Source organism: Desulfospira joergensenii DSM 10085 (genome assembly GCF_000420085.1).
Lineage (GTDB): Bacteria > Desulfobacterota > Desulfobacteria > Desulfobacterales > Desulfobacteraceae > Desulfospira > Desulfospira joergensenii.
The window spans coordinates 478,623-501,685 of sequence record NZ_ATUG01000001.1 but is presented as its reverse complement, the minus strand read 5'-3'; the positions used below and the strand labels follow the sequence as shown (position 1 = coordinate 501,685).

The window sequence follows — 23,063 nt, the reverse complement described above, 5'->3', positions numbered from 1 at the left end:
AAATAGATACTGACTTTTAACGTTGGCTGGTACCCATCCAGAAACGACCACTTCGAAATTCCCACTTCTATCGCTCTATCCACCTTTGTTTTCTGATTTTATTGTCAACAACATATGAACACTGTGATGATGATTAAAATTTTCAGTAAAATCTGCTGAATAGATATTCTTTCGATCTAAGAATACGCCAAACACCCCCTATCCTAACGATATGGGGTTTTCGAAAAAAGGAGGATGGTATGAAGAAAATCATTCGTATCGTTGTTTGCCTAATTTTTATCAGCAGCGTCAGCTATGCTTCTTATCAATCAAGCAACAGGCCCATGAACCATGTCCAAAAAATGGAAAATGAGAGTGAAAAAAATGAAAATGCGAGAAAAAGAAAGGGCCAGAAAGGGCAGATCCCTCAACATGCATCCATTGACGCTTATGATGGCCCGCAAACCTGTATCGCCTGCCATGAAGAAGAAGCAGATGAAATGCTCAACAGCCTTCATATGCGATGGGACGGCCCGACCCCGGAGCTGGTCAACACCAATGGTGAATGGTTTGGCAAAGCCAATGGCGGGATCAATACTTTCTGTACCTATGCCATGTCATCCCGAGGTGCTTGTTTTTCGTGTCATGTCAGGGCGGACGGGAATGCGCCTCATCTGCCGGAGCGAAATGATGTAGACTGTCTGATGTGCCACAGCGACATCTATCAGCGGACATTTGTTCAAGATCCGGAGAATACCGAGACCGTGACAAATGTTTTAGGTGAAACCAAGACCTATGTGTTTGGCAAGGTGGATGAGCTGGGGAATTATACAAGTGTCCCTGATTTCGATAAAATGCCTGAAGGAACAACCATGGTAGATGTGGCCAGAAATGTTCATTTGCCAACCACTGCATCCTGTTTGCGCTGCCATGCCAAAGCCGGCGGCGGTGACTGGGTCAAAAGGGGGGATATGGGTGCCAATACTGCCATGGCAACCATTGACCAGGATGTACATCTTTCACCGGATGGTGCCCACCTTTATTGTGCCAATTGTCACGCGGCACCCCACCATAAAATTGGCGGTCGGGGAATTGACCTTCGCCAGACAGAGGCACCGGATCCAGCCTGCCAGGATTGCCATACGCAAACACCGCATTCGAATTCTACTTTAAATCGGCATGCAAATGGCCAAGTCAATTGCCGGGTCTGTCATATCCGCAATTTTGCCAAGGGCGGTGCCACTGAAATGTCACGGGACTGGTTGGAACCGCACTGGAATCCAGCATTCTGCTCAGGTCAAGGCGGATTTGTCGGGAATGAAATTTCAGAGTCTTTTGTCACGCCTGAATATGTATGGTTTGACGGAACATCATATGTTTACAATATCGGAGAAACAATAGCGCCTGACCAGCAGGGGATCTACCATATGGCCGTTGCAAACGGTGGCCCTTTTGACGGTAAATCCTCTATCGTTCCCATCAAGCGGCATCTAAGCAATATGCCTTTGCATGAAAGTGGTCGCATCGTTCCCCCGGCAATCATGTGGATGTTTATGACGGGTTTTTTTGATGAAGCCGTGACCAGGGGCATGGAAGAACAAGGCATGACCGGCAGCTATACAATGGTGCGAGCAGATGCGCAAATGCTTATCAGTCATGGGGTGGACCCCATAGAAAATGCCCCTGCTTGTATTGAATGCCATGATTATTCCGGTACCACACCAGATGGAAGCGGCATGATCCCCTTTACGGCTTTGGGGTACCACAAGTTTCCTGAAAGAGTTAAAGACTGCACTCTTTGCCATGAATCAGAGAACCAGGCCTGGGTAGGTATGCACCGCCAGCACAGGGAGAAGGATATCTCCTGTACCAGCTGCCATACGTCTGAGCCAACCGGACTTGTTCAGGAACAAGAACTCCTTTGTAATGCCTGCCACGAGTTAAAATTATGGGAAGAAGAATCGCATGAGAAGCATATTGAAAAGGAGGTTGAATGCACTCAATGCCATACCTTTTAACAGGCAGATTAAAAGCCGCATGTCAGCAGTTTGATAATTATAAGGACACAAACAAAAAAATCAGAGAACAAAAACGACAACTATAAATTCACAACGCAGGTATGAGTTTGACTGGCTGAGAATTTTCGCCATTTGAATTGTATTTTTCTATCACAGGTTACGGTTTTTTAACTTGGGAGACTGACACGTTAAAAACATGAATACCGATGTTTGGGTGGAGACATGGAATATTTTTGTTACCCGCTGGATGATGCCCATATTTTTTTTATAATATCCGGCGCCAGTTTGTTTTATGCGCTGGGAAAGTCAGGGGGTTGGAAACGATTTTATACAGATAAGCTATTGCGGTGGACCCCAAAGCCTGAACAGGTTCAATGCTAAAATAAGCTCTAAATCTTTTGTTTAAAAAAATTAAAAATCGAAAAAAAACGACATCTGTCCTACTCTTTATGCGCCCGCAGGGTGTAGGAAAAGTCAGCTGAACCTTTTCCCCTATTGATCCTCGGCTTCATGAACCATAGGATTATTACCGAGCCTCGTGCCTCGGCACGGTTACTAATCCTTTATTTGTTAGGGATCCTTAAATTCTTGGTTATTGATCCAAACAAGATGACTATCTATTCCATATCCTCATTTCCCAAATAGGTTTCAGTTTTTCTTTTGTGGAAAAGATTGATGATTTGTAACCGGAGCTTTGACGGATATCGTGGCTCGTTCATCAAATTATCTATTGAGAGCCAATCAAATCCAACTTGATTTTTATCGCTCTGTATTTTTGAATTACTTAATTCACCAATAAATTCACATAAAAACACAAAATCTACTCGATGGAATGATTCACCATTCCGACCTTCAATAACAAATTCAAGCGATTTTGGTTCTACTTCAACACCTAATTCCTCAGCGCACTCACGTTTTACCGCGTCAGGAAGTAATTCTTCTGTATCCTGTCCTCCTCCTGGCATAATGTAATAAATGTCCCCATTATCATCTATTTTGGAAGCAAGCATTTTACCACCTTTTATGATTATGGCTTTAGCTGAATTGCGAATTCTTCTTTTCATCATTCGTTCTCTATCTATTTTGAGTTTGCTATCGCAATGTTTTCCCTAACATGATGATCAACGGTTTATCCGGTGAATTATTTTGTTATTTCAATCGTTTGACACGATTCCATTAGCATTTTTCTATTCCAAAAATATCTTCTAAAATTCAATTATTTCCCCATCTTCAGGAATTCGTAACTGATGGGGTGGAACCCCTTTTTTTTCCGCATATGCTCTGAGGTTTTCCCTTGTCACCGTTCCATGATCGACTGTACCCATATGCGTCGCGACAACAATTGTTTTTGGTACAGCTTTACAGAGGGATACGGTCTGTTTTGCATTCATGATGATAGGTACATGATCGCCCCAGATAGCTCCACAGGAATGCGTGAAGATAATATCGGGTTTAAATTCAGAGATTATATTGAAGACTTCATCATATAAAACCGTATCTCCTGCCCAGTAAACTGTAGGTTCATTTTCTGCCTGCAGCACATATCCGGAAACCTCGCCCATTTCTTCTAAGACGTCACCAGACCCATGCCGACCTTCTGTCCGGGTAATAGTAATACCCTCCCAGGTTGCTGAGTCATGAACAGGAACAACTTGATGAAATCCAATTTTTTCAATTTCAGTTGCATCTGCCGGCTGACAATAAAGAGGTAGCTTTTTGGATATATTTTTTTGAGCTGTTTTATCAAAATGATCTGAATGAATATGTGAAATAAGTACCATCTCCACCCCGTCAAGGACATCATTAATAGAAAATGGTAATTCCACAAGCGGGCTCCATTGATCCCCTCTGTATGACACCATGGAGTGTTTCTCCGCTAAATAAGGATCAGTTAGCAGAACCTTCCCGGCATAGGTGAGTTTAAGTGTAGCATTGCGTATTTGCTGCAATTTCATAATCCGGATGACTCCTTTCTGAAATAAAAATAATCCAACGTAACTGTTTCCAAAATACTGGTCCTATAGGTAATAGCTAATTATTTATAATCAATAGCTTTAAAAACACAAGATGATGTGTAGAACTGGATAACTTCCATGACCAAATAGCTAGCTGGATAATATGCAGATATGAAAGATATCCAGATCTTGCTAATTCCTTTATATATTCAATGGCATATCAGGATCACTGAATCGTGTAAAGCCTTATTAAAATGATTGCTCAGATACCAACCCCCATGGCAAATCAGGGCGGTCAGGCAGGGGAAGGAAAGGGGGTGGAGCGGCTTAAAAGGCCGGGGTCCAGGACGGGATAAACCACGGGCTTTTCAGCTTCCCCTGCTCCCATGGACGGGAGCAGGGGATTTAGCGGAACGCCCCTTTCCTTTCCCTGCCGGGTTATGCCGACCCATTCCATTCCCAGGATAAGCAGATTGGGTCCCTTCCGTTTTCAGGATCCTTAAGACATGATTTCCAGGACAACCTCCGGCCGGTCTGGACTGCGGCTGCGCAGGGTGAATGATTCCTACAGGCTCTAGGCCCGGCTTTGCTGAAAGGGAAAAACTCGCATAAGGCTCAAACAATTTCCCTTTTTAACCGCAAAGCCAATCAAGAGCCTGTACAGAATCCCACCCGATGACTCCGCTGCAGCCCATACCGGCCTCCACGGCAGAGCGGACATGATCTTTCTGCCGCAAGTGGCGATAGTTTAAACGGGAAAAAATCCTGGCGAACATTTCTCAAAGAGTCTTGCATTAAGCTTCCTGATTGTGATTCTGATATTCGATAGCAGACAATAGGATTATTTTCAGCAGAACAGGCGGATGAAGTTGTGTGCTTCTCCGGGGCACTCAAGTTTTGTCCAGGGGAACCAGGTTCAAATCCCCCCACAGCCCCATATGCTCTCCCTTGATGATGACCAGGCCTTCAATGCCGGGGATCTGTTTTCCCGTATCAACGGCCTTTGCAATGTCCGAAGGGGTCTTGACCCGGTTGCCCAGGGCTGTGGCCACGGCATCGGCCAGGGCGCAGGAAGAGGCCAGGACGGTTACGGCATCGGCTTTTCCAAAGCTCTTGGAATGGCCCAGGGTGCCGGAAGAGGTGCACAGGCCGAATGGTTTTTTTCTTTTTTTCACCAGGATTCCCGCCTTCATGCTCAAAGGGGATTCTCCGGCATAGATGGTGAAGATTGTGTCCGAGTCGGAACGGATGAACACATCCCCTCCGTTTTCCACCACGATTTCCCTTGAAATTGTTAACAGACTCTTTCCCACATGCTCGGCCACGGCTCCGGCCACGGCGGCCATGGGACCGGTGCGGGAGGCGATGGCCGCCCGGTACATGTCCAGTACGATGCCGGGAATCAGATCCGGGACGGGCAGGGGGGCAAAAGAAGAGGAAAACTCCGGACAGGATCGGATATGGGTTTCAATATATCCCCGGAATTTCAGGGCTGCGGTCACGGCTTCCCGGGTCAGATCCTGGTCTGCCTGGATGTTGAGATTGGTCTCCTTGACCGTGATCTCAAAGGAGACCAGCCCTTTTTTCCGGTGCAGCCGCCGATAGGAGCTCCGGTCCTCAAACATGATCCACGAATTGAGGTTTGAGCCGGTCCGGGGCCTGGCGGATAAAATAGGAATCGGTCATGCCCGAGATAAAGTCCCGGACGATTTCCGGGTTTGAGTGGTCTTTTTGATAGGCCTCGTCCATGTCCAGGAGAAATTCATTGAAGATGACGGAATCCCGGTTGTCCTTTTCAAGGTCGGTAAGATAGCGTTCAAAGAGGCATTTGAAGATATCCTCAATGGATTGAAGATGCTGTTTGATGGCCGGATTCTTGTAGATGAACTTATAGTTGAATCTCTTGAGTTCCATCAGGGCCTGGGCTATGGGCTCGGAAAACCGGATCAGGGGCTGGTCCAGGCTGTTGGAAATCAGGTCCGTGACCAGGCTGAACACAATGGTGCCGTTGGTCCGGCCCAGGCTCTGCCTGCAGGGTTCCGGGATCTGGCTTCGTTCCACCAACCCTAAACGGATTCCGTCCTCCAGATCCCGGCCGATATAGGAGATGGTATCTGCCATGCGGACCACACATCCCTCCAGGGTCATGGGGATCTCATCGCAGACCGGCCCCCTGCTGACCCGGGCCGTCATGGCGTCAAAATCCTCAAAGGTCCGGGTCTGTTCCGGGGTCAGATTTTTGGAATGGACTTCCCCGTTGTGGCAGACAATGGCATCCATGGTCTGGAGGCTCAGGTTCCATCCCTTTCCCTTTCTTTCGATCCTGTCCAGGAACTGGATGGACTGGAGACTGTGGTGGAAATGGCCGGCATCACAGGCCTGGGTCAGATTGGATAAAAAACGCTCTCCGTCATGGCCAAAGGGCGGGTGGCCGATGTCATGGCCCAGGCTGGCCGCTTCGATGAGATCCTGGTTGAGCCCCAAATACCGGCCGATGGTCCGGGCCACCCGGGAGACCAGCTGGACATGAAGGACCCTGTGGGTGATATGGTCGTTCCTCACCAGGGAAAAGACCTGGGTCTTGTCAATATACCGGGTAAAGGCCAGGGAGTTGAGAATCCGGTCGGCATCGGCGCTGAAGGCCTGTCGGTACTCATTGTCCTGATGGCCCTCTTTATGGCGGCGGACCGCCCTGGTGGAAAAACAGGCCAGGGAATTCAAGGTCTCCTCTTCCCTTCGGTTCAGGAGGCTTTTCAATTCCCTGGCTTTTTTGAATGGTTTTTCCAAATCTTACCCCGTGCTGGAAGGCTTAAGGTTAGATATCCACCTGGCTGATGATGTTGTCCACAATGGTTTTAAAGGCGCTGGAAAAAGCGGTTTCCTTATCCTGGAGCATCAGGGGGACGCCCGAGTCTCCGGAGATGACCACCTGGGTGTCAAAGGGAATGGATCCCAGAAAGGTCAGGCCGGTGGCCTTGGCGGTTTTTTCGCCTCCCCCGTTGCTGAACAGGTCAATGGGCTCGTTGCAGTGGGGACATTTGAAACCGGACATGTTTTCAACAATGCCCAGGGTCTTCATCTTCACGGTTTTGCAAAAGGAGATGGATTTCCGGATATCGGCCAGGGCTACTTCCTGGGGGGTGGTGACGATGACGCCAAGGGCCTCGGGGATGGTCTGGATGACGGTGAGGGGCTCGTCACCGGTTCCGGGAGGGGCGTCAATGACCAGGAAATCAAGCTCTCCCCAGTCCACGGATCCCACGAACTGCTGGATCATCCCGGCCTTGGCCGGTCCTCTCCAGATGATGGCCTGGTCCCTGTCCTGCATCAATGCCTGGACCGAGACGGCCTTGAGGTTGTCGTTGATCTTCTGGGGCATGAGCATCTTCTGGTCCGGGGTAATGTCCAGAAGTTCCTTCATTCCCAGCATCTGAGCAATGGAGGGGCCGTGCACATCCACGTCCATGAGGCCGGTTTTATATCCCTTTTTGGACAGGCTGGCCGCCAGGTTGGCGGAAACACTGCTCTTGCCCACACCTCCCTTGCCGCTCAATACGAAAATTTTATGTTTGATTTTGGACAGAGAGGTCTTGATCATGGCCTCCTGTTCCTTTTGTCTGTTTGCTGTATCTCCGCCCTGGGAGGGGCATCCGCCGCTCTTTTTTGCCTGGTCTACATTCTCGTGAATCATGTTATGATTATCTCCTTATGAGAGGATACGGGTTAAATCTGATTAGATAATGGTCATGATCCCGGTTCTGTCAATACAAATACGGATTCTTTTATGGGGGGATTGGGGATGAATTGGGTGAGGATCAGACGGATGCTCCGGCCAAGCCTGTCCCGGATGAGGAAATCGACCGGCATGTCCCGGCCATGGACTCTTTTCACGGATAGGATCTGGATATCATAGACAAGATTTCCGGAGCCGTCTTGGCGGATCAGTCCCCGGGGGGTCCCGTCCGGGTCCAGGTCCAATACATGGACAAAAGATCCCTTACCCTGCCTGAGGATGATCTGATCCGGGGCTTCAGGTGAAAACCAGGCATCATCAAATTGTCCAAGGGGAATCTGTCCCAGGAGCATGGATACGATTTGGGAAAGCCTGATCCGGATATGGAGGGCCTGTTTCAGGTCCGGGTCCCTCCCTTTTGCGGTATAAAGACCATGGGCATGGGTATGGGAGAAAAATGTAACGGATTTGCCGTTCCCTGCAATGGTTTCAAAGGGAATGCCCGAGGCAAGCAGGGTGATTCTTGCCCGGTTGGGGGTCTTTACCGCCCAGGCCACCCTGAACCTGTCCTTTCTGCCGTCCATTTCCAGGGTTACCCAGCCTGTGCCCTTGCTCGATTTTACGTCCCGGTTAAGGGACCGGGCAGCAAGGGCCCGTTCCGAGGCTTTCTTGTCCAGGGCAGGATCGGTTACCGGCCGCATGGACCCGCATCCTGCCACCAGCAGGATCAGAACCATGGCGGATAAGATATGGGATAAAAGAGCGGTGGGTTTCATTTAATCCACAGGGGTTGATTTCTTTTCTTCTTCCAGCCGGGCCCGGACCTTTTTGATCTTTTCTTCCAGTTCTTTGATGGTTTTTTTATCCTCTTTTCCGGCCCTGGCCAGGGCCTTCTCATAGGCGGTCAGGGCATCTGAAAACCTTTCGGCCTTGACATAGGCGTCGGCCAGATGGTCGGCGATAACGGTTTCGTAATCGCTGAGCTCCGCCGCTCGTTCAAGGTATAGGATCGCTTTTCCATACTCCTTTTTTTTGAAGTAAACCCAGCCCAGGCTGTCCGTGATATAGCCGTCCTCTGGCTTGAGTTTCAGGGCCCGGGAGACCAGGTCCAGGGCCTGATCCAATTGGACGCCCATGTCTGCATAGGTATAGCCCAGGTAGTTGAGGGCGCTGGCATCCTCCGGATCAATGCGGAGGATTTGCTTCATGGTCTGGATACATTCCTGCCTCAGGCCTTTTTTGTCCTGGATCGCCCCCAGGCGAAACAGCAGGGAGGTGTTTTCCGGAGAATAGGCAAGTCCCTCTTCCAGGACGGATATGGCCTTTTCAAGGTCTTCCTGTTTTTCGTAAAAAGAGGAGAGATAGAGGAGAATATCGATATCCATGGGGGATTGGGCATGGTGATCCTCCAGAAATTGAATGGCCTCCTGGATTTTGCCCATGTCCCTATAGAGGAAGGCTGTGGTGAGAACGGCCTTTTTGTACTGGGGATGTTCCGGGCTGACCCGGCGGTACAGATCCACGGCCCTTTGAAAATCCTTGGCAGACTCATGGGCCATGGCCGTAAAAAAGATCAAATTGTCATTTTCCGGATCCGCCTTGAGCAGCTGTGAAAAAACAATCACAGCCTCTTTCCCCCTTTTCCGGGAGATATAGGTATCCACGGCAGTCATGACCAGTCTTGAATCGGTCTTGGCTTCCCGGGCCAGTTCGGCAAATAAGGTCTGGGCCTGGTTTAAATCCCCTCCCTGGTATACCAGGAGAGCGCGTTCCAGTCTGGCCTGGAGATTTTCCGGTTCAATCTCCAATATGTTCTTATAATATTCCAGGAGGGTCTTACGGTCTTCCGGCGTTGGGCCTTTGCCGGAGACCTTGTGTTCCTCTCTGTAGATATCAATCAGTCTGAACCGGGCTTCCACAAGGTTGGGCTCCAGTTCAATGCTGGCCAGAAAGGCCTGCTTTGCCGCCTCCAGGTTCCGGGTCATCATATTGGCTTCGCCCAGATAGAACTGGGCCACATAGTAGAGGGGGAATTCCTTGGCCATCCGGGTGAACAGGTCCAGGGCCTTGGGATACTGCTGGTTTTCCATATATATCTTGCCCAGGCGCAGATAGGTCTCCTTGTTGGCCGGGTCCAGGTCCAGAATCCTTTTCAGAAGGTCCTGAAGATCCTGATCCTCTTTCCGGTTCCGGTCTGACTTAAACCGGGCCAGGAGAAGAAGGTTGTCCACATTCTCAGGATCGAGTTCAACCAGGTCCTCGGCCAGGGCCAGGGCCTGGTCTTTCTGGTTCTTCTCCAGGTAGAACCGGATCAAATCCCTTTTGAGCAGGGCAGATTCCGGATCTTTTTCAATGGCCTTTTCAAGGGCGGCGATGGCCGGGTCAATCCTGCCGGCCCCGGCATGGATTCTGGATTCAAGGTAATAGAATTTGGCGGAAGGCTCCCGGCTTTCTTCCATGGCCGGCAGGGCGGCTCCCGGGCCGGATTCCGGTTTGATCCGGGCACAGCCTGCACCCCAGAAGAGCAGGGCCGCTAGAATAAGAACAGAAACATGTCTCATGGATGGGTTCACTTTGCCTGAAAAAGGGCGGTTCTATTGGTTGTGATCATACATGTCAAAATCAGGCATGTCCTTCTTGAAAAAGGCTTTCATCTTTTTCAGGATATTGTTTTCTATCTGCCTGACCCGCTCCCGGGAAATGGAGTATTGCTCGCCGATTTCCTGGAGGGTTTCCGGGGAATCCGAGAAAATGCGGCGCTCAAATATATCCAGTTCCCTGTCGTTGAGGGTGGTTTTGAATGTATTGACCTTGGTATGGAGAATATCCTCAATCTCTTTTTTTGCCATCTGGTCCTCGGATGACTCGGCCTCCACATTGATAAATTCAATGCGTTCGGTGTTTGAATCATCCTTCAGGGGCTCGTCCAGGGAAAGATCCCAGTTGGCCAATCGCTGGTCCATGTCCACCACTTCCTTTTCCGACACGCCCAGGCGCTCGGACAGAAGCTTGGGTTTGGGGTCAAACCCCTGCTCAATGAGCATCTGTTTCTCTTTTTTCAGCCGGAAGAACAATTTGCGCTGGCCCTGGGTGGTCCCGATCTTGACCATGCGCCAATTGTCCATGATAAACTTCAGGATATAGGCCTTGATCCAGAAGGAGGCATAATAGGAGAATTTTACGTTTTTATAGGGGTTGAACTTTTTAACGGCCTGGACAAGACCGATATTCCCCTCCTGGATGAGATCCAGCAGGTTCTGCATCCAGATCCTCTGGAATTCCAGGGCGATCTTTACCACCAGCCTCAGGTTTGAGGTGGTCATGATATAGGCGGCTTCCTGATCCTCTTCCTCCTGGATCCGTTTGCCCAGTATGACCTCTTCTTCCCGGGTCAGAAGTCTGTACCTGTTGATTTCATTCAGATAGCTCTGGATGGGGTCTGATTTGACAAGGGCCTTGGAACTGGAGGTTTTCATCTTTGATGCCGGAACCAGGAAATCCTCCTTGGTCAGCCTCTTTTTCGGGGTTTTTTCATCTGTCTGAACGGTATTTTTCTTCATTCCGCGAACCTTTGTTGATTAAAATTAGGAGTATACCATTAAGATGATTTCTATAAAAGTAATATATTCTTACTAAAAAGTAATCTTAGAAATTTTTTTCCAGGGCTTTCACAGAAGCCGGGAGGATTTCGGCCCTGACAGGCCCAAGGAAAGAATTGCATTCTTCCCCGTAAAAAGTTATTCATTAAAGGGGTTTTTCGTAAAAAGTTCAAAAAAAGCAAAATCCACCCACCGGTTAAGGTGCCTGATATGAAAAAGACAAAAGGAGAAAGACCAGAGGCGGCTCTGCGCGAGGAAGTCGCCTGGCTCTGGAAGATGATCCAGGAATCCAGGGACGGGATCGTGGTTCTGGATGAAAACGGGAAAGTAGAGGATGCCAATATAAAATTTGCCCGGAATCTCGGGTATTCTTTGGAAGAGGTCCTGGAGCTTTCTGTATGGGACTGGGATGATCAATGGGATAAAGAACATATTCTCGGGATGATTGAGGACCTGGATGAAGCCGGCGATCGTTTCGTAACCCGCCATCGCCGAAAGGACGGCAGTCTTTTGGACGTGGAGATCAGTACCAGCAAGGCCGTGCGGTACGGTCGGAAAATGGTGTTCTGCATATGCCGGGATATCACAAGGCGGATCCGTTCCGAAAAGGCCCTGCGGGAGAGCCAGGCCCGTCTGGCCGCATTGTCCGATGCCTCGTTTGAGTCAATTTTCCTTTCCGACCAGGGCCTCTGCCTGGATCAGAATCTTACTGCAGAACGGATGTTCGGGTATACCCGGGAAGAGGCTGTGGGCCGGTACGGGATGGAGTGGATCATCCCCGAACACAGGGACCGGGTAAAGGCCAATATGATATCCGGGTATGAAAAGCCCTATGAAGTTACCGCCCTGCGCAAAAACGGCTCCACTTTCCCGGCAGAGATCCAGGGCAGGATGATCGAGTCCCGGGGAAAAAAAATAAGAATAACGGCTCTCCGGGACATCAGTGAGCGCAAACAGGCCCAGGCCGAGAAAATGGAGGCCCTTGCCGAGGCGGCAGAATCCAAAAAACTCGCCCTGGTCGGCCAGATCGCAGGCAAAATGGCCCATGATTTTAACAATACCCTTGGTATTATCATGGGCAATGCCGAGCTGGCTCTCATCGGATGCCAGGACCCCGGGACCCGGGAAACCCTTGAACTGATATTCGACCAGACCCTGCGGGGTCAGAACCTGACCAAAAATCTGGTGGCCTTTGCCAAGGACCAGGAGCCCAAGCAGGAGTATTTCCCCGTCAATCAAAAAATCGAACTGGTCCTGAACCTGCTGAAAAGAGACCTGGAAAAGATCCATTTGATCCGGGAATACGGTCCCCGGGGACCGGACCTTCTCGCGGACCCCGGCATGATCGAACATGCCCTTGTCAATATCCTGCAGAATGCCATCCATGCCACCAGCCGGGTTGAGCGGCCGGAGATCATCATCCGGACATACCACCGCAAGGATCAGGTCTGCATCGAAATCCAGGACAACGGATGCGGCATCCCTGAAAGATTTCTTGAGAAAATTTTCGAGCCCTCTTTTACCCTGAAGGGAAGCCGGGACGAATCCGGGTCTTACGCGCCTGGAATCAAGGGAACCGGCTATGGAATGGCCAACGTAAAAAAATATGTGGACCAGCACAAAGGCAGGATAAACCTTGTTTCCAAAATTAAAAAAGGGACAAAGATCAGGATTTCCCTGCCGGTCATTCAAAAGGAACTGACAGCAGAGGAAAAGGAAGATATCGACAATGGGAAGCTTAGTTCCGGGAAATATATCCTGCTGGTTGAGGATGAACCGGCCATATCAGGGGTCCAGTACAAGATCCTGACCCAAAAGCCCTGCAATCACAGGGTGGATATCGCCGGCAACGGGCAGATCGCCGTGGATCTGTTCGACAGGAACGATTATGACCTTGTGAGCCTGGACTATATCCTTCCCGGAGGCCTTAACGGCATGGATGTCTACCACCATATCCGGAAAACAGACAGGATCGTTCCCATTCTTTTCATCTCCGGGAACATTGAATTCCTGGAGTCCATCAAAGAGTTGAAGCAAAATGATCCCTATATCGATCATCTGTCAAAGCCCTGCAGGAATCTGGACTATGTCGGCCGGATAAACCGTCTGATGACTTCGGGCTGATATGGAATCTTTGCTCCTCCCGGCAATAATCGGAATTTTATTTTGAGAACAACTATAAAAGACCGGAGGCCGGAAAAAGATTTGGTTTCCGGCCTCCGGGAGGGTATGCAAAATTATAGAGCGGTTTCCGGGTGGAAGACATTGACCTCTTTTAGATCCTCCCCCAGATATTCCCTTTCATTGGGACCGAGAATCCCCAGTGAAAGGCAGATCAGGGTCCAGAGATGGACCACGGGATAGTTTCCTCCGTAATGTTCGGAAAGTTCATGGATCTGGGCATGGCAGTTGTGGCATCCGGCAATGCAGTAATCTGCTCCGGTGGCCTTGATCTGCTGATCCTTGATCCGGCCGTAGGCCAGGCGCTCTTCCTTGAATCCGGACTGGAGAAATCCCCCGCCCCCGCCGCAGCAGTAATTGTTTGAGCGGTTGGGCTGCATATCGATAAAGTTCTCTTCCCCCACAACGGATTTAACCACAAACCTCAGGTCGTCGGCAATGGGGTCTCCATAGCTTTTCCGGACGATCTGGCAGGGGTCCTGGACCGTGAATTTGATCTTCAGGTCCTTGTTCCAGTCGGAATTGACCTTTAGCTTTCCCTCCCGGATCCATTTGGCATAGTATTCGTAAATATTTTTAATTTCAAAATCGTGTTCAAGGTTGAATCTTTTCACTCCGGACCGGACTGAGAAGGTTACGTGACCTCACTCGGTGTTGAGGTAGGTCTTGACCTTGAGCTTATTGGCCTGGTTGACCGAAGTGGCGGTAATCTGCTCCCAGTCCTTATTGTCCGCCAGAAACATGCAATAGTTTTCCCCGGCCCATCCCTTGGACCCGTAGGTCCAGTCCACACCGGCCAGGTGAAGGATCTTCCACAGGGGGACCAGTTCATCCGGCTCGGTCACCGGTTCCCTGGAATTCTGGTTGAGAAAGAATTCAGCCCCTTCCTTGTCAATGGGGGCCTCCATTTCCGCGAATTCCGGCTGGGCCTCCTGGTACTCTTCCAGGACATCCTCAATAACAAATTCAAAATCTTCCTCGGTTGTGCCCATGGCAGAGGTGGTTTCGTTTTTCAGGGCCATGTCACAGGATCCCAGGATCCCCTTTGGCCTTTCTTCCCTGGGGCGCAGGGCCCTGGCATTGAAGATGAGCTGGGGGATATCGATCTGCATGGGGCAGACATAGATGCAGCGCATGCACATGGTGCACATCCAGGGCCAGTCAGACTGGGCGATTTCTTCGTCCATGCCCAGGGCGGCCATGCGCAGAAATTTCCTGGGATCCATGTCGGCCAGTCCCGTGGCCGGGCATCCCGAAGCACAGGCCCCGCAAGTGAGACAGGCGTTCAGATTCCCGCCCTCGGGCAGAATTTCCTTTACCTTATCCAGAAATGTGGTGTCTTTTTTCTTCTTTCCAAGTTTGATGACAGCTTCTGCCATTTATCTCTCCTCTTGTTAGCAATATCCTAATGATAATCATGGGTTCCCATGATAACTTTAATCCCTGTCTTTTCCTGCAGGATTCCGGCAAGTTCTTCCGCGCCGGTATAGGGGCAGCCGGGCAGGGCGCCTGCCAGACAGGAGCTCAGATAGATCTTGTCGGGCTTGATTTGGGATAATTTTGCTGCCATGCCCAGGGTGGGCAGGACGGCTCTGCCAGGACACTGGCATTTTACAAAGGCGACAACCGAAGAGGGGGCCTCAAATTTTCCCTCCCCCTGGGAAGCGGCTTTCAGGCACCTCCATTCCCCCGGACATCCGTATCCCTGATCCATGTATGTTCCGCAGCCAACCACAGCGACTTTTTCCATGTGCGTCTCCTTTTGTATTGCAGGGTTAGAAATTCAAATATAATGTAGCATAATGCATGCCAGTCGATTTTACGAAATACGGACAGAAAAAACCCTGTCTTATCAACTGGTTGGCGTTCAGCCGGAAGACTTGCTGAGCCCAGGGTCGCAGATGTGCAACGGCCCGGCAAAAAATAGGTATCAAATCTGCCATGAGCCTTTTGATCAGGCTTCCTTTGATCGGGATATCTTTTTCATGGAAGATTGGGGAAAAGTCTTTTCCGGAGCAAGCGGATGGGGTACAATGCCGAACCACGAAACGGCCGGGAATACCGGGGCAGGGTGTAAGGGAAATGGATAAAAGGGATTTTTTAAAATTTGTTTTTGTTTCAGCTGTGCTCAAGGGGGTTCCCCAGGCCTTTGCCATGCCGCCGGAGCTCGGCTGGTCCGGTCCTGCAGGGGCTGTGCACGGGAAAAGAACCCCAAAAAAAGAACCGCAGAAAATCTCTTCTGCCGCGGCCGGAGATGCAGGTCCGGATCTGGATAAAGCCGTTAAAGACCGGCTCATGAAAAGCCGTTTTTTTGACCATGACTTTGAGGATGATATCTTTCTGGATTCCCGTGATATAGGTTTGCTCCATTCCAGTCTCAAGCGGTTGAAGCGGATTCAGCGTACGGTCGGGTACGGCAATTACGCCCTTCTCGATTTTGATCAGGCCCTGGCGCTTTCAAAGAACTATTCTTCCATCGGCCGGTTTCTCCCTTCTGAAATTCAATTCCTTGAAAAGATATTCTATGCCAAGGGGAGTGATTACGGATTTTTCGGGGAAAAACCCATTGAAGACATCACCGGGGTTATCCGGAAAAAAGAGGTTCAAAAGATCCCCCGGACCGGAAATTATCTCTACCGGGGAAAACCCATGCAGGTCTATGAGGCCGTAAAAAAGCAGGTGGGCCGGGAAATTGTGCTGACCTCCGGGGTCAGGGGAATCATGAAGCAGTTTTTATTGTTTCTGGACAAGGTTTCCCGGAGCCGGGGAAATCTTTCCATGGCTTCCAGATCCCTTGCCCCCCCCGGGTACTCCTTCCACGGGACAGGGGATTTTGATGTGGGGCAGAAGGGCTTTGGCGTATATAATTTTACGGAAAAGTTCATCGAAACAAAGGTGTATAAGAGACTGAACCGCCTGGGATACGTCAAATTCAGGTACAGCCGGGACAACGACCTGGGGGTGAGGTTTGAGCCCTGGCATATCGGGACGGTCTGAAATCAACCGGGGTTGAAACCCGGAACCGGGTGATTATTGTTGGCAAATGGATAATTGACAATGAATAATTGAGGAACAGCGCACCAAACAACATCCATTTTTAAAATTACGGATATCTGACAAATGGTACAAAAACAGACCTTATACATGGCCGTTCTTATTTCCCTTACCATCGGCTTTCTGGCCGGGGCTGCCTATACCTCTTTTAAACTGGCGGATCAGGGCCCGGAGGTTGCGGCCCAGGCCGGGCCCCATGACCCCGATAAAGGGGAGAATGCCGAAGGCATCAGCCCGGAGGTGGGGGCCAATATCTTAAAGCTGGAAGAGCACCTCAAAAAGAATCCGGATGATGCCCGGGCCTGGACCGAGCTGGGCAATCTGTTCTTTGACACCCACCGGCCGGCCGATGCCATTGAAGCCTATACCAAAGCCCTGGCCCTGGAACCGGGGAAGCCCGGGGTTCTCACGGACCTGGGGGTGATGTACAGAAGGAGCGGCCAGCCTGAAAAGGCCGTGGAGGCCTTTGATAAGGCGATTCAGGCAGATCCTTCCTTTGAAACCGCCCGTTTCAATAAGGGAATCGTTCTCATGCACGATTTAGAAGATATGGAAGCGGCTGTTCAGGCCTGGGAAGACCTGGTCAAGATCAATCCCATGGCCCTGGCTCCCAATGGAGAGCCCGTGAAAAACCTGATCGATAAGATGAAATCCAGATAAAAAAACAGTAAAAAGGAAAGAAGCGTCCCGGGGCTTTTCCTTATCAGAGTCTTGAGGCGAGTACGGCAGCGCCTATGGCCCCGTTTTCCTGGGGAAATGGATTGATGGCGATATCCCATCCCAGCCGGTCTTCCAGGGCTTTGACCATGCCCTGGTTTCTGGCCACCCCCCCGGTCATGACAACAGGGGGCCGGATTCCGGCCCGGGAGACCAGGGAGGCGATGCGCGCCGCAGCAGAGGCGTGGATGCCGGAGATGATGTTTTCCCGTTTTTTCTGCCTGGCGATCATGGAGATGACCTCGGATTCGGCAAAAACAGTGCAGACGCTGGATATCTTAACCGGTTCCTTTCCGGTCAGGCTGAGTTCCCCCAACTCTTTTAACGGAACCTCCAGGGCCTGGGCCATGACCTCCAGAAACCGGCCTGTGCCGGCCGCACACTTGTCGTTCATGGCAAAGTCCTGGACATGTCCCTCCCCATCCAAGAGAATGGCCTTGGAGTCCTGGCCCCCCACATCGATGATGCCCCGGACTCCGGGATCTAAAAAATAGGCCCCGGCTCCATGGCAGATGATTTCCGTCATGGCCTTGTCGGCAAATTCAACGCTGGCCCGGCCGTATCCCGTGGCCACGACCGCCTGGATTTCTTTTCTGTCAATCCCTGAGTCCCTGAGGATCTGTTGAAATACCTTTTCTCCGGCGGCCGAATGGTTGTATCCGGTCGGAATGACCCGGGTGGCAACTACCCGGTTATCCTTGATCAGGGCGGCTTTGGCTGTGATGGAGCCGATGTCTATGCCTGCGAAAATCATGACGCGGCTCCTCTCTGTCTGACGATTTCCATGAATGCATCGATTCTGGTCTGGGCCTGGGATCTTGCAAAACTTCTGGGATCGGTCATGTCCGCCTCCAGCATGAGAATGGGAATCCCGGCCTTTTTCCGGATGATGTTCATGATGTCCATCTGGCCGAAGGAATAGGGTTTGCAGGATCTGTTGGAGTGCATGACCATGCCATTGACATCATAAAAACGGATATAATCCAGGACCTGGGCGGCCATCTGATCCACCCCGATGTTCAGGTATATCCCGGTATAGGCCCGGGCCATGGAATCCAGGAAGTTGTCCGGATCGATGTTTTCAATGGCGCTGCACCAGGCCGAGGTATAGGTATCGGCCACCAGGCAGGCCCGGTGGCCGGCAAAGGTGGCGGAGAGCCACTTGAGCTGGTGCCAGACCGGCAGATTGTCCCAGAGGAGGCGGTACTTCTCGTCCGGTACAACCCCTATGCCCTGGGCGATCCTCTCTTCCATTTCAGCCAGCAGCTCTTTATAAAAATCAACGGCGGTCCGGGTGCCCCTGAGGGTGACGATCAGGGCCAGGAAGAAAAAGGCGTCAAAGGCGCTCATGGGAGAGGGCTTTCCCGCCGTGGTGTTGAGAACCTTCTGCCAGAGCTTCTGACCTTCAAGGGATAGTTTTCCCACTTCATCCATGCGGTCATGGTCGAGTTTTCTTTTGCTTGTTTTTTCCAGGAACTCAATGTACTCCCGGATCTGGGTCTTGACATAGGTGTCGATTTCAGGGGTATACCCGGTATGGCAGACCGGGGTATCCAGGATAAACAGGGGAACATCAAAGAACCTTGCCTGGACCTCGTACCATTTCAATACCGTGCCGCAGATATTGGTGCAGCAGACCAGCATGTCCGGCCGGGGAAGCCCGCCGATGGGCCCGCCCTTTACAACGGAGCAGGCAATGTCAGCCCGGGCATAGGAGCACAGATCCGTGCTGTACCCCATCTCTTCGGCCTTGACGCACAGGTCCTCTCCCATTTTGGAGGCCCCGATCATGGCCCCGTGGTTTTCAGGATAGACCGGGATGATGTCCATGGCCACCAGGGGCTCCACAGGGCCCCCCGAGGTGATCCAGGCCACCAGTTTGTTGTTCTGGGAGGCGGTCAGGGCATCCATGTAGTAGAGCCCCATGATGTCCCGCATCTTTTTGGCGGATTTGATTTTGATGGGTTTGTCTTTGTCCGTCATATAATATCCTTATGGTAAAGGCGAAAGCTCAAAGTCTAAAGTCAAAAGCGAAGAGCACAAAAGGCTGGAAAACCGGTGAAAGCGTTTTGTTCCCTGTTGCCGAGATCTTCTATAAAAAATGCGAAGCATCCTTACTTATCAATTCTCCATTATTCATTATCAATTGCCCTCATATCATCTGGATAAAGGTTTCCAGGCGGGTGGCGGCCTGTCCCATGCCCTGTTGATGCTCGGGAAGTTCCAGAACCTGGCTTTTGATCCCGGCCTGATCCAGAACGCTTTTCAGATAGGGGAGGTCAAAGGCATGGGGATCACAGAACTTGACCAGGAGAAAGATCACTCCATGGGCTCCATGCTCTTTTGCAATCTCCAGCAGCCGGTCCCCCCTGGCATGGATCCCGGCATGTTTGGCCGGGCAGACCATCCTTTGGGCATATCTTTCAACAAGGCCCTCCATGGGGGGCATGTCCGGGTCGATCTGCCCGTCGGCCCAGCGCTGCCCCGTGCACAGATCATCGGCCACAATTGCCCCTCCTCCCTGTTCGATAAGGGAGTGGATTTCAGGCATGGTGCAGGCAGACCCGGCCAGGACCAGACGTCTGCCGGCAAAGGGAGGTGGTTCTTTTTCTTCCAGCTTCTGGACAAGGCGTTCCAGGTGCCGGGCCAGTTCATTTCTGTCCATGATCATGGCCCCCCTGACAACGGCATAAAGATCTTTTCCAAAGATAAGTCCGGGGTGCTTTGATTTGAGTTCAAAGAGTCGGGAAAGATTTTTCCGGATGGAGTTGAACAGCCGGATGGAGGCGGCAATCTCCCGGTCCGTTACTTCCCTGTCCTCGGCCCTTTCAAGGTCCTGGCGGAATCGTTCCAGAACTTGTCCAAGATAGGCTTTGGCGCTGGCGGTATCCAGCTTGGACGGCACCAGAACATCGGCAAAGAACTCAAATTGTCCCTTTAAACGGATGATATCGCTCAACCGCATGATGGAGTCGCAGGTATGGGGAAAGACCATGCCGGAAAGATAATCCAGGTTCCCGGCAAGACAGTCCTCCAGAATTCCCCGGACCAGGGAACAGCAGTAGGACTGGAGATGGTTGTCGGCCAGGCTGACTTCGGCCTGACCCGGAAAGATCCGCATGGGATGAAATCCTGCCCCATGGATGAGCTCTTCCGGGGCATAGGAGCATACATGGCCCATGATCTTTTTCCCGGCTTTGGATTTTATCCCGGCGGCAACAGCTGAGGGATCATTGACCGCATCCCAAAAGGCCTTGAACTCTTTCATGATTTGTTTTCTCCTGCATATTTCCCTTCCCGGCGCAGCCTCTGGATTTCCTGGTCTTCAAGGGTCTTGAATGCAACCTTACCCACCCGGGTGAAGGGCAGGGTGTCCCGGAACTCCACGCTGCGGGGGCAGCTCCACTTGATCAGTTTTTCTCTGCAAAGGGTGATGATCTCTTCTTCCATGTCCGGTCCCGGGGAAAATCCCGGCTTAAGCACCACAAAGGCCTTGACCCGTTCCACCAGGTCCCTGTCCGGAACCCCGATGACACAGACCTGGGACACGGCTCCATGCTCATAGATGATCTCTTCCACCTGGGCCGGATAGACGTTCATTCCCGAGGATTTGATCATCCGTTTGAGCCGGAGCTTGAAATAGAAGAATCCGTCTTCATCCCGGGAGGCAATGTCCCCGGTGTGGAGCCAGGTCTTTTCGTCTTCATGGATTTTCAATACGGTTCTGCTTTCTTCTTCCTGGTTGAGATAGCCTTTCATCACGGCAGGCCCGGACAGACAGATCTCACCGTCCTCTCCCGGGGGGACTTCTTTTGTGGTTCCGGGAGACACGATCTTGGCATCCATGTCCGGAAAGGGTATCCCCACACTGCCTTCCCGGTAATGGCCCATGGGCATGGCCATGATGGCGGTGACCGCCTCGGTAAGGCCGTATCCTTCCAGGAGCTTGACCTTTCCTCCCCGGCGGCGGACCAGGGCCTCAAATTCGGTTTTTACCTTTTGGGGCAGGGTGTCGGCCCCTGAAAATGCCGCCTTTAGGCAGGAAAGATCTGCCCCGGAAAAGATTTTGTTCTTGTTCAGGGCCGCATAAAGGGTGGGCACGCCGATGATGAAATTGGGTTTTTTTGCCTTGATCAGTCCGGCCGTGATTTCCGGACTGAACTGGGGCACCAGGATGCTCCTGCCCCCGGCCATGAAGGCAGCATTGACACAGACTCCCAGGCCGAATCCGTGGAAAATGGGCAGGATGGCCAGGATGGTGTCATTTTCATCCAGATTTCCCCAGGCCGCCACCATCATGCCCTCGGAGATAAAGTTTTTATTGGAGAGCATAATCCCCTTGGGCCTGCCCGTAGTGCCCCCGGAGTAGAGGATCACGGCGGTGTCTTCCGAAGAGGCTTCTGCTGCCGGCTGGGCCGGAAAGGTCTGGTTCATGATCTCCTGCCACCAGGAGATCTTTGGATCTTCCGGTACCCTGGGGATCTTCCGGCCCTTGGTGAGCCAGAATCCCATCCGTTTGACAGGGGAGAGATAATCCCCGATCCGGGTCAGGATCAGTTTTTTGCAGGAGGTCTTTTCCATGGCCCGGGAAAATTTATCGTAAAAGGCATCCAGGGTCAGGGCCAGGGTCGAGCCGGACAGATCCAGGTAAAATTCAATTTCGCTCTGGGTGGACAGGGGATGGATCATGGAGGCGATGGCCCCTATCTTGTTGGCCGCATAAAAACAGATGATTCCCTGGGGAGAGGTGGGCATGGAAATGGTAATGACATCCCCTTTTTTCAATCCCAGTCCGGAAAGAGCATCAGCGCATCGGGATATGGCCCTGCCGAATTCGGCATAGGTGGACAGGGTGCCCATAAAATCCCATGCCACCCTGTCCGGTACCCGGTTCACGGTTTTCATGACGGCTTCATACATGGTGGCATCGGGGTAGTCCAGAGAGGTGGGCACTGCGGAATAAAATTTCAGCCAGGGTTTGCTTTCAGGCATGGTTCCTCCTTTTCCGCCTTTTATTCAAGGAAGTAAAACCGAGAAACGGTTTGTTGTATATCGGTTTTTATATCGAACGTCGGTCGGCATGTCAACCATTGCTTGAAGGATTTCACAGGGTATGGTATGGTAATTTTCCAGACATTTCGAACCAAGTCAATGAGAAAGACAAATCCATGAATCAAAACAACACGTTAAGCCGACTCAAGGCCAGGGAGAGAAAACTTCGGCAGAAGATCATCATCGATGCGGCCCGGGAAGTGTTCGGGACAAAAACCTATGACAAGGTCAGCATGGCTGAAATTGCCAAGTCCGCAGGCATTGCCAAGTCCTCCATCTACACCTATTTCAAGAGCCAGGAAGAACTCTATGCCGCCATTGCCTGCATGGATTCCACCGAGTTTATCAAAAAGCTGAAGAAAGAGGTTGAGACTGCCGGGGAGGACTGCGTCAAAATTACCGTGGCCCATTTTCTGGACTACTATATCAAACACAAGGCCCAGTGGAGGATGATCACCCATTTTGCCCTCCACGGATCCCGGGAGATGAAGGCATTGGACAGTCTCAACCAGGTGGGGCGCATGCTCATGGACCTTTTTGAGTCGATTTTTAAACAGCTTGGATGCAAAAATGACTCAAGAATTATGGCCCATACCCTGTTTGCCTGCCTGAGCGGCATACTCATCGCCTTTCGAAATTACCCGGGCCGCACCGAAGCCGAGCGGATTTCCCATATGAAGCGCATCGGGACCAAGGTGGAGGAGATGATCACGGCCCTGGTTAAAAATGAATCCGGTGTTTGAATGAGTCCAGCCGGTTTCCGGTGGCTGCAAGT

At 51.3% G+C, this 23,063-nt stretch carries 20 protein-coding genes; 5 read left to right on the top strand and 15 right to left on the bottom strand.

The features are described from left to right. Positions 1-239: 239 nt before the first annotated feature. The gene (locus F608_RS0102445; protein WP_022664023.1) at positions 240-1,997 is read left to right on the top strand and encodes a hypothetical protein; all 1,758 of its coding nucleotides are present in this window, start codon (positions 240-242) and stop codon (positions 1,995-1,997) included. Between the two features lie 617 nt (positions 1,998-2,614). Here the strand turns inward: F608_RS0102445 and F608_RS0102440 are convergent. The 9 genes from F608_RS0102440 to F608_RS0102400 form a co-directional block, all read right to left on the bottom strand. Further along, on the bottom strand, positions 2,615-3,064 hold the full coding sequence (locus F608_RS0102440; RefSeq protein WP_022664022.1) for an NUDIX domain-containing protein: 450 nt from the start codon (positions 3,062-3,064) through the stop codon (positions 2,615-2,617). A gap of 138 nt (positions 3,065-3,202) precedes the next feature. After that, entirely contained in the window at positions 3,203-3,952 is a 750-nt protein-coding gene (locus tag F608_RS0102435; RefSeq protein WP_022664021.1) for an MBL fold metallo-hydrolase, read from the bottom strand. Positions 3,953-4,247: 295 nt separating this feature from the next. Then, a complete protein-coding gene (locus F608_RS36070; protein ID WP_022664020.1) occupies positions 4,248-4,409 on the bottom strand; it encodes a hypothetical protein in 162 nt (53 codons plus the stop codon). A gap of 433 nt (positions 4,410-4,842) precedes the next feature. Beyond that, the gene (locus F608_RS0102425) at positions 4,843-5,577 is read right to left on the bottom strand and encodes a UPF0280 family protein (RefSeq protein ID WP_022664019.1); all 735 of its coding nucleotides are present in this window, start codon (positions 5,575-5,577) and stop codon (positions 4,843-4,845) included. Continuing rightward, entirely contained in the window at positions 5,570-6,739 is a 1,170-nt protein-coding gene (locus tag F608_RS0102420; protein ID WP_022664018.1) for a deoxyguanosinetriphosphate triphosphohydrolase family protein, read from the bottom strand. The genes F608_RS0102425 and F608_RS0102420 overlap by 8 nt, the downstream gene beginning before the upstream one ends. Positions 6,740-6,767: 28 nt before the next feature. Further along, positions 6,768-7,643, bottom strand: a complete 876-nt coding sequence (locus F608_RS0102415) for an Mrp/NBP35 family ATP-binding protein (protein WP_022664017.1) — start codon at positions 7,641-7,643, stop codon at positions 6,768-6,770. A 53-nt stretch (positions 7,644-7,696) separates the two neighbouring features. After that, positions 7,697-8,461, bottom strand: a complete 765-nt coding sequence (locus tag F608_RS30435) for a LolA family protein (RefSeq protein ID WP_022664016.1) — start codon at positions 8,459-8,461, stop codon at positions 7,697-7,699. Beyond that, positions 8,462-10,246 (bottom strand): tetratricopeptide repeat protein, encoded by a 1,785-nt coding sequence (locus F608_RS0102405; protein ID WP_022664015.1) that lies wholly within the window; start codon positions 10,244-10,246, stop codon positions 8,462-8,464. Positions 10,247-10,279: 33 nt separating this feature from the next. Further along, the gene (locus tag F608_RS0102400) at positions 10,280-11,245 is read right to left on the bottom strand and encodes a sigma-70 family RNA polymerase sigma factor (protein ID WP_022664014.1); all 966 of its coding nucleotides are present in this window, start codon (positions 11,243-11,245) and stop codon (positions 10,280-10,282) included. A gap of 249 nt (positions 11,246-11,494) precedes the next feature. Here F608_RS0102400 and F608_RS0102395 point away from each other — a divergent pair, with 249 nt between their 5' ends. Beyond that, positions 11,495-13,408, top strand: a complete 1,914-nt coding sequence (locus F608_RS0102395; protein WP_022664013.1) for a hybrid sensor histidine kinase/response regulator — start codon at positions 11,495-11,497, stop codon at positions 13,406-13,408. 113 nt (positions 13,409-13,521) lie between these two features. Here the strand turns inward: F608_RS0102395 and F608_RS35560 are convergent, their stop codons facing one another. Further along, the gene (locus F608_RS35560) at positions 13,522-14,844 is read right to left on the bottom strand and encodes a (Fe-S)-binding protein (protein WP_084680959.1); all 1,323 of its coding nucleotides are present in this window, start codon (positions 14,842-14,844) and stop codon (positions 13,522-13,524) included. A gap of 26 nt (positions 14,845-14,870) precedes the next feature. After that, the gene (locus F608_RS0102380; RefSeq protein ID WP_022664012.1) at positions 14,871-15,215 is read right to left on the bottom strand and encodes a CGGC domain-containing protein; all 345 of its coding nucleotides are present in this window, start codon (positions 15,213-15,215) and stop codon (positions 14,871-14,873) included. Between the two features lie 332 nt (positions 15,216-15,547). Between F608_RS0102380 and F608_RS0102370 the strand changes: the two genes are divergently transcribed. Both F608_RS0102370 and F608_RS0102365 read left to right on the top strand, forming a co-directional pair. Continuing rightward, a complete protein-coding gene (locus tag F608_RS0102370) occupies positions 15,548-16,462 on the top strand; it encodes a M15 family metallopeptidase (RefSeq protein WP_022664010.1) in 915 nt (304 codons plus the stop codon). 123 nt (positions 16,463-16,585) lie between these two features. After that, on the top strand, positions 16,586-17,179 hold the full coding sequence (locus F608_RS0102365) for a tetratricopeptide repeat protein (RefSeq protein ID WP_027362388.1): 594 nt from the start codon (positions 16,586-16,588) through the stop codon (positions 17,177-17,179). Between the two features lie 43 nt (positions 17,180-17,222). Here F608_RS0102365 and F608_RS0102360 read toward each other — a convergent pair whose 3' ends face one another. The 4 genes from F608_RS0102360 to F608_RS0102345 all read right to left on the bottom strand — a co-directional run bounded on the left by F608_RS0102360 (position 17,223) and on the right by F608_RS0102345 (position 22,228). Beyond that, positions 17,223-17,990 (bottom strand): acyl-CoA dehydratase activase, encoded by a 768-nt coding sequence (locus F608_RS0102360; protein ID WP_022664009.1) that lies wholly within the window; start codon positions 17,988-17,990, stop codon positions 17,223-17,225. Next, positions 17,987-19,219, bottom strand: a complete 1,233-nt coding sequence (locus F608_RS0102355) for a 2-hydroxyacyl-CoA dehydratase subunit D (RefSeq protein WP_022664008.1) — start codon at positions 19,217-19,219, stop codon at positions 17,987-17,989. Before F608_RS0102355 ends, F608_RS0102360 begins: the two co-directional genes overlap by 4 nt. 169 nt (positions 19,220-19,388) lie before the next feature. Further along, entirely contained in the window at positions 19,389-20,504 is a 1,116-nt protein-coding gene (locus tag F608_RS0102350) for a 2-hydroxyacyl-CoA dehydratase subunit D (RefSeq protein ID WP_022664007.1), read from the bottom strand. Next, positions 20,501-22,228, bottom strand: a complete 1,728-nt coding sequence (locus F608_RS0102345; RefSeq protein WP_022664006.1) for an AMP-binding protein — start codon at positions 22,226-22,228, stop codon at positions 20,501-20,503. Before F608_RS0102345 ends, F608_RS0102350 begins: the two co-directional genes overlap by 4 nt. A 176-nt stretch (positions 22,229-22,404) precedes the next feature. Between F608_RS0102345 and F608_RS0102340 the strand changes: the two genes are divergently transcribed. After that, the gene (locus tag F608_RS0102340) at positions 22,405-23,031 is read left to right on the top strand and encodes a TetR/AcrR family transcriptional regulator (protein ID WP_022664005.1); all 627 of its coding nucleotides are present in this window, start codon (positions 22,405-22,407) and stop codon (positions 23,029-23,031) included. Positions 23,032-23,063: the final 32 nt, after the last annotated feature.

Bases quoted from the DNA above. Each gene is read 5' to 3' on its own strand.
- F608_RS0102445 (WP_022664023.1), top strand. From the start codon at position 240: ATGAAGAAAATCATTCGTATCGTTGTTTGCCTAATTTTTATCAGCAGC.
- F608_RS0102440 (WP_022664022.1), bottom strand. From the start codon at position 3,064: ATGATGAAAAGAAGAATTCGCAATTCAGCTAAAGCCATAATCATAAAA.
- F608_RS0102435 (WP_022664021.1), bottom strand. From the start codon at position 3,952: ATGAAATTGCAGCAAATACGCAATGCTACACTTAAACTCACCTATGCC.
- F608_RS36070 (WP_022664020.1), bottom strand. From the start codon at position 4,409: ATGGAATGGGTCGGCATAACCCGGCAGGGAAAGGAAAGGGGCGTTCCG.
- F608_RS0102425 (WP_022664019.1), bottom strand. From the start codon at position 5,577: ATGTTTGAGGACCGGAGCTCCTATCGGCGGCTGCACCGGAAAAAAGGG.
- F608_RS0102415 (WP_022664017.1), bottom strand. From the start codon at position 7,643: ATGATTCACGAGAATGTAGACCAGGCAAAAAAGAGCGGCGGATGCCCC.
- F608_RS30435 (WP_022664016.1), bottom strand. From the start codon at position 8,461: ATGAAACCCACCGCTCTTTTATCCCATATCTTATCCGCCATGGTTCTG.
- F608_RS0102405 (WP_022664015.1), bottom strand. From the start codon at position 10,246: ATGAGACATGTTTCTGTTCTTATTCTAGCGGCCCTGCTCTTCTGGGGT.
- F608_RS0102400 (WP_022664014.1), bottom strand. From the start codon at position 11,245: ATGAAGAAAAATACCGTTCAGACAGATGAAAAAACCCCGAAAAAGAGG.
- F608_RS0102395 (WP_022664013.1), top strand. From the start codon at position 11,495: ATGAAAAAGACAAAAGGAGAAAGACCAGAGGCGGCTCTGCGCGAGGAA.
- F608_RS0102380 (WP_022664012.1), bottom strand. From the start codon at position 15,215: ATGGAAAAAGTCGCTGTGGTTGGCTGCGGAACATACATGGATCAGGGA.
- F608_RS0102370 (WP_022664010.1), top strand. From the start codon at position 15,548: ATGGATAAAAGGGATTTTTTAAAATTTGTTTTTGTTTCAGCTGTGCTC.
- F608_RS0102365 (WP_027362388.1), top strand. From the start codon at position 16,586: ATGGTACAAAAACAGACCTTATACATGGCCGTTCTTATTTCCCTTACC.
- F608_RS0102360 (WP_022664009.1), bottom strand. From the start codon at position 17,990: ATGATTTTCGCAGGCATAGACATCGGCTCCATCACAGCCAAAGCCGCC.
- F608_RS0102355 (WP_022664008.1), bottom strand. From the start codon at position 19,219: ATGACGGACAAAGACAAACCCATCAAAATCAAATCCGCCAAAAAGATG.
- F608_RS0102350 (WP_022664007.1), bottom strand. From the start codon at position 20,504: ATGAAAGAGTTCAAGGCCTTTTGGGATGCGGTCAATGATCCCTCAGCT.
- F608_RS0102345 (WP_022664006.1), bottom strand. From the start codon at position 22,228: ATGCCTGAAAGCAAACCCTGGCTGAAATTTTATTCCGCAGTGCCCACC.
- F608_RS0102340 (WP_022664005.1), top strand. From the start codon at position 22,405: ATGAATCAAAACAACACGTTAAGCCGACTCAAGGCCAGGGAGAGAAAA.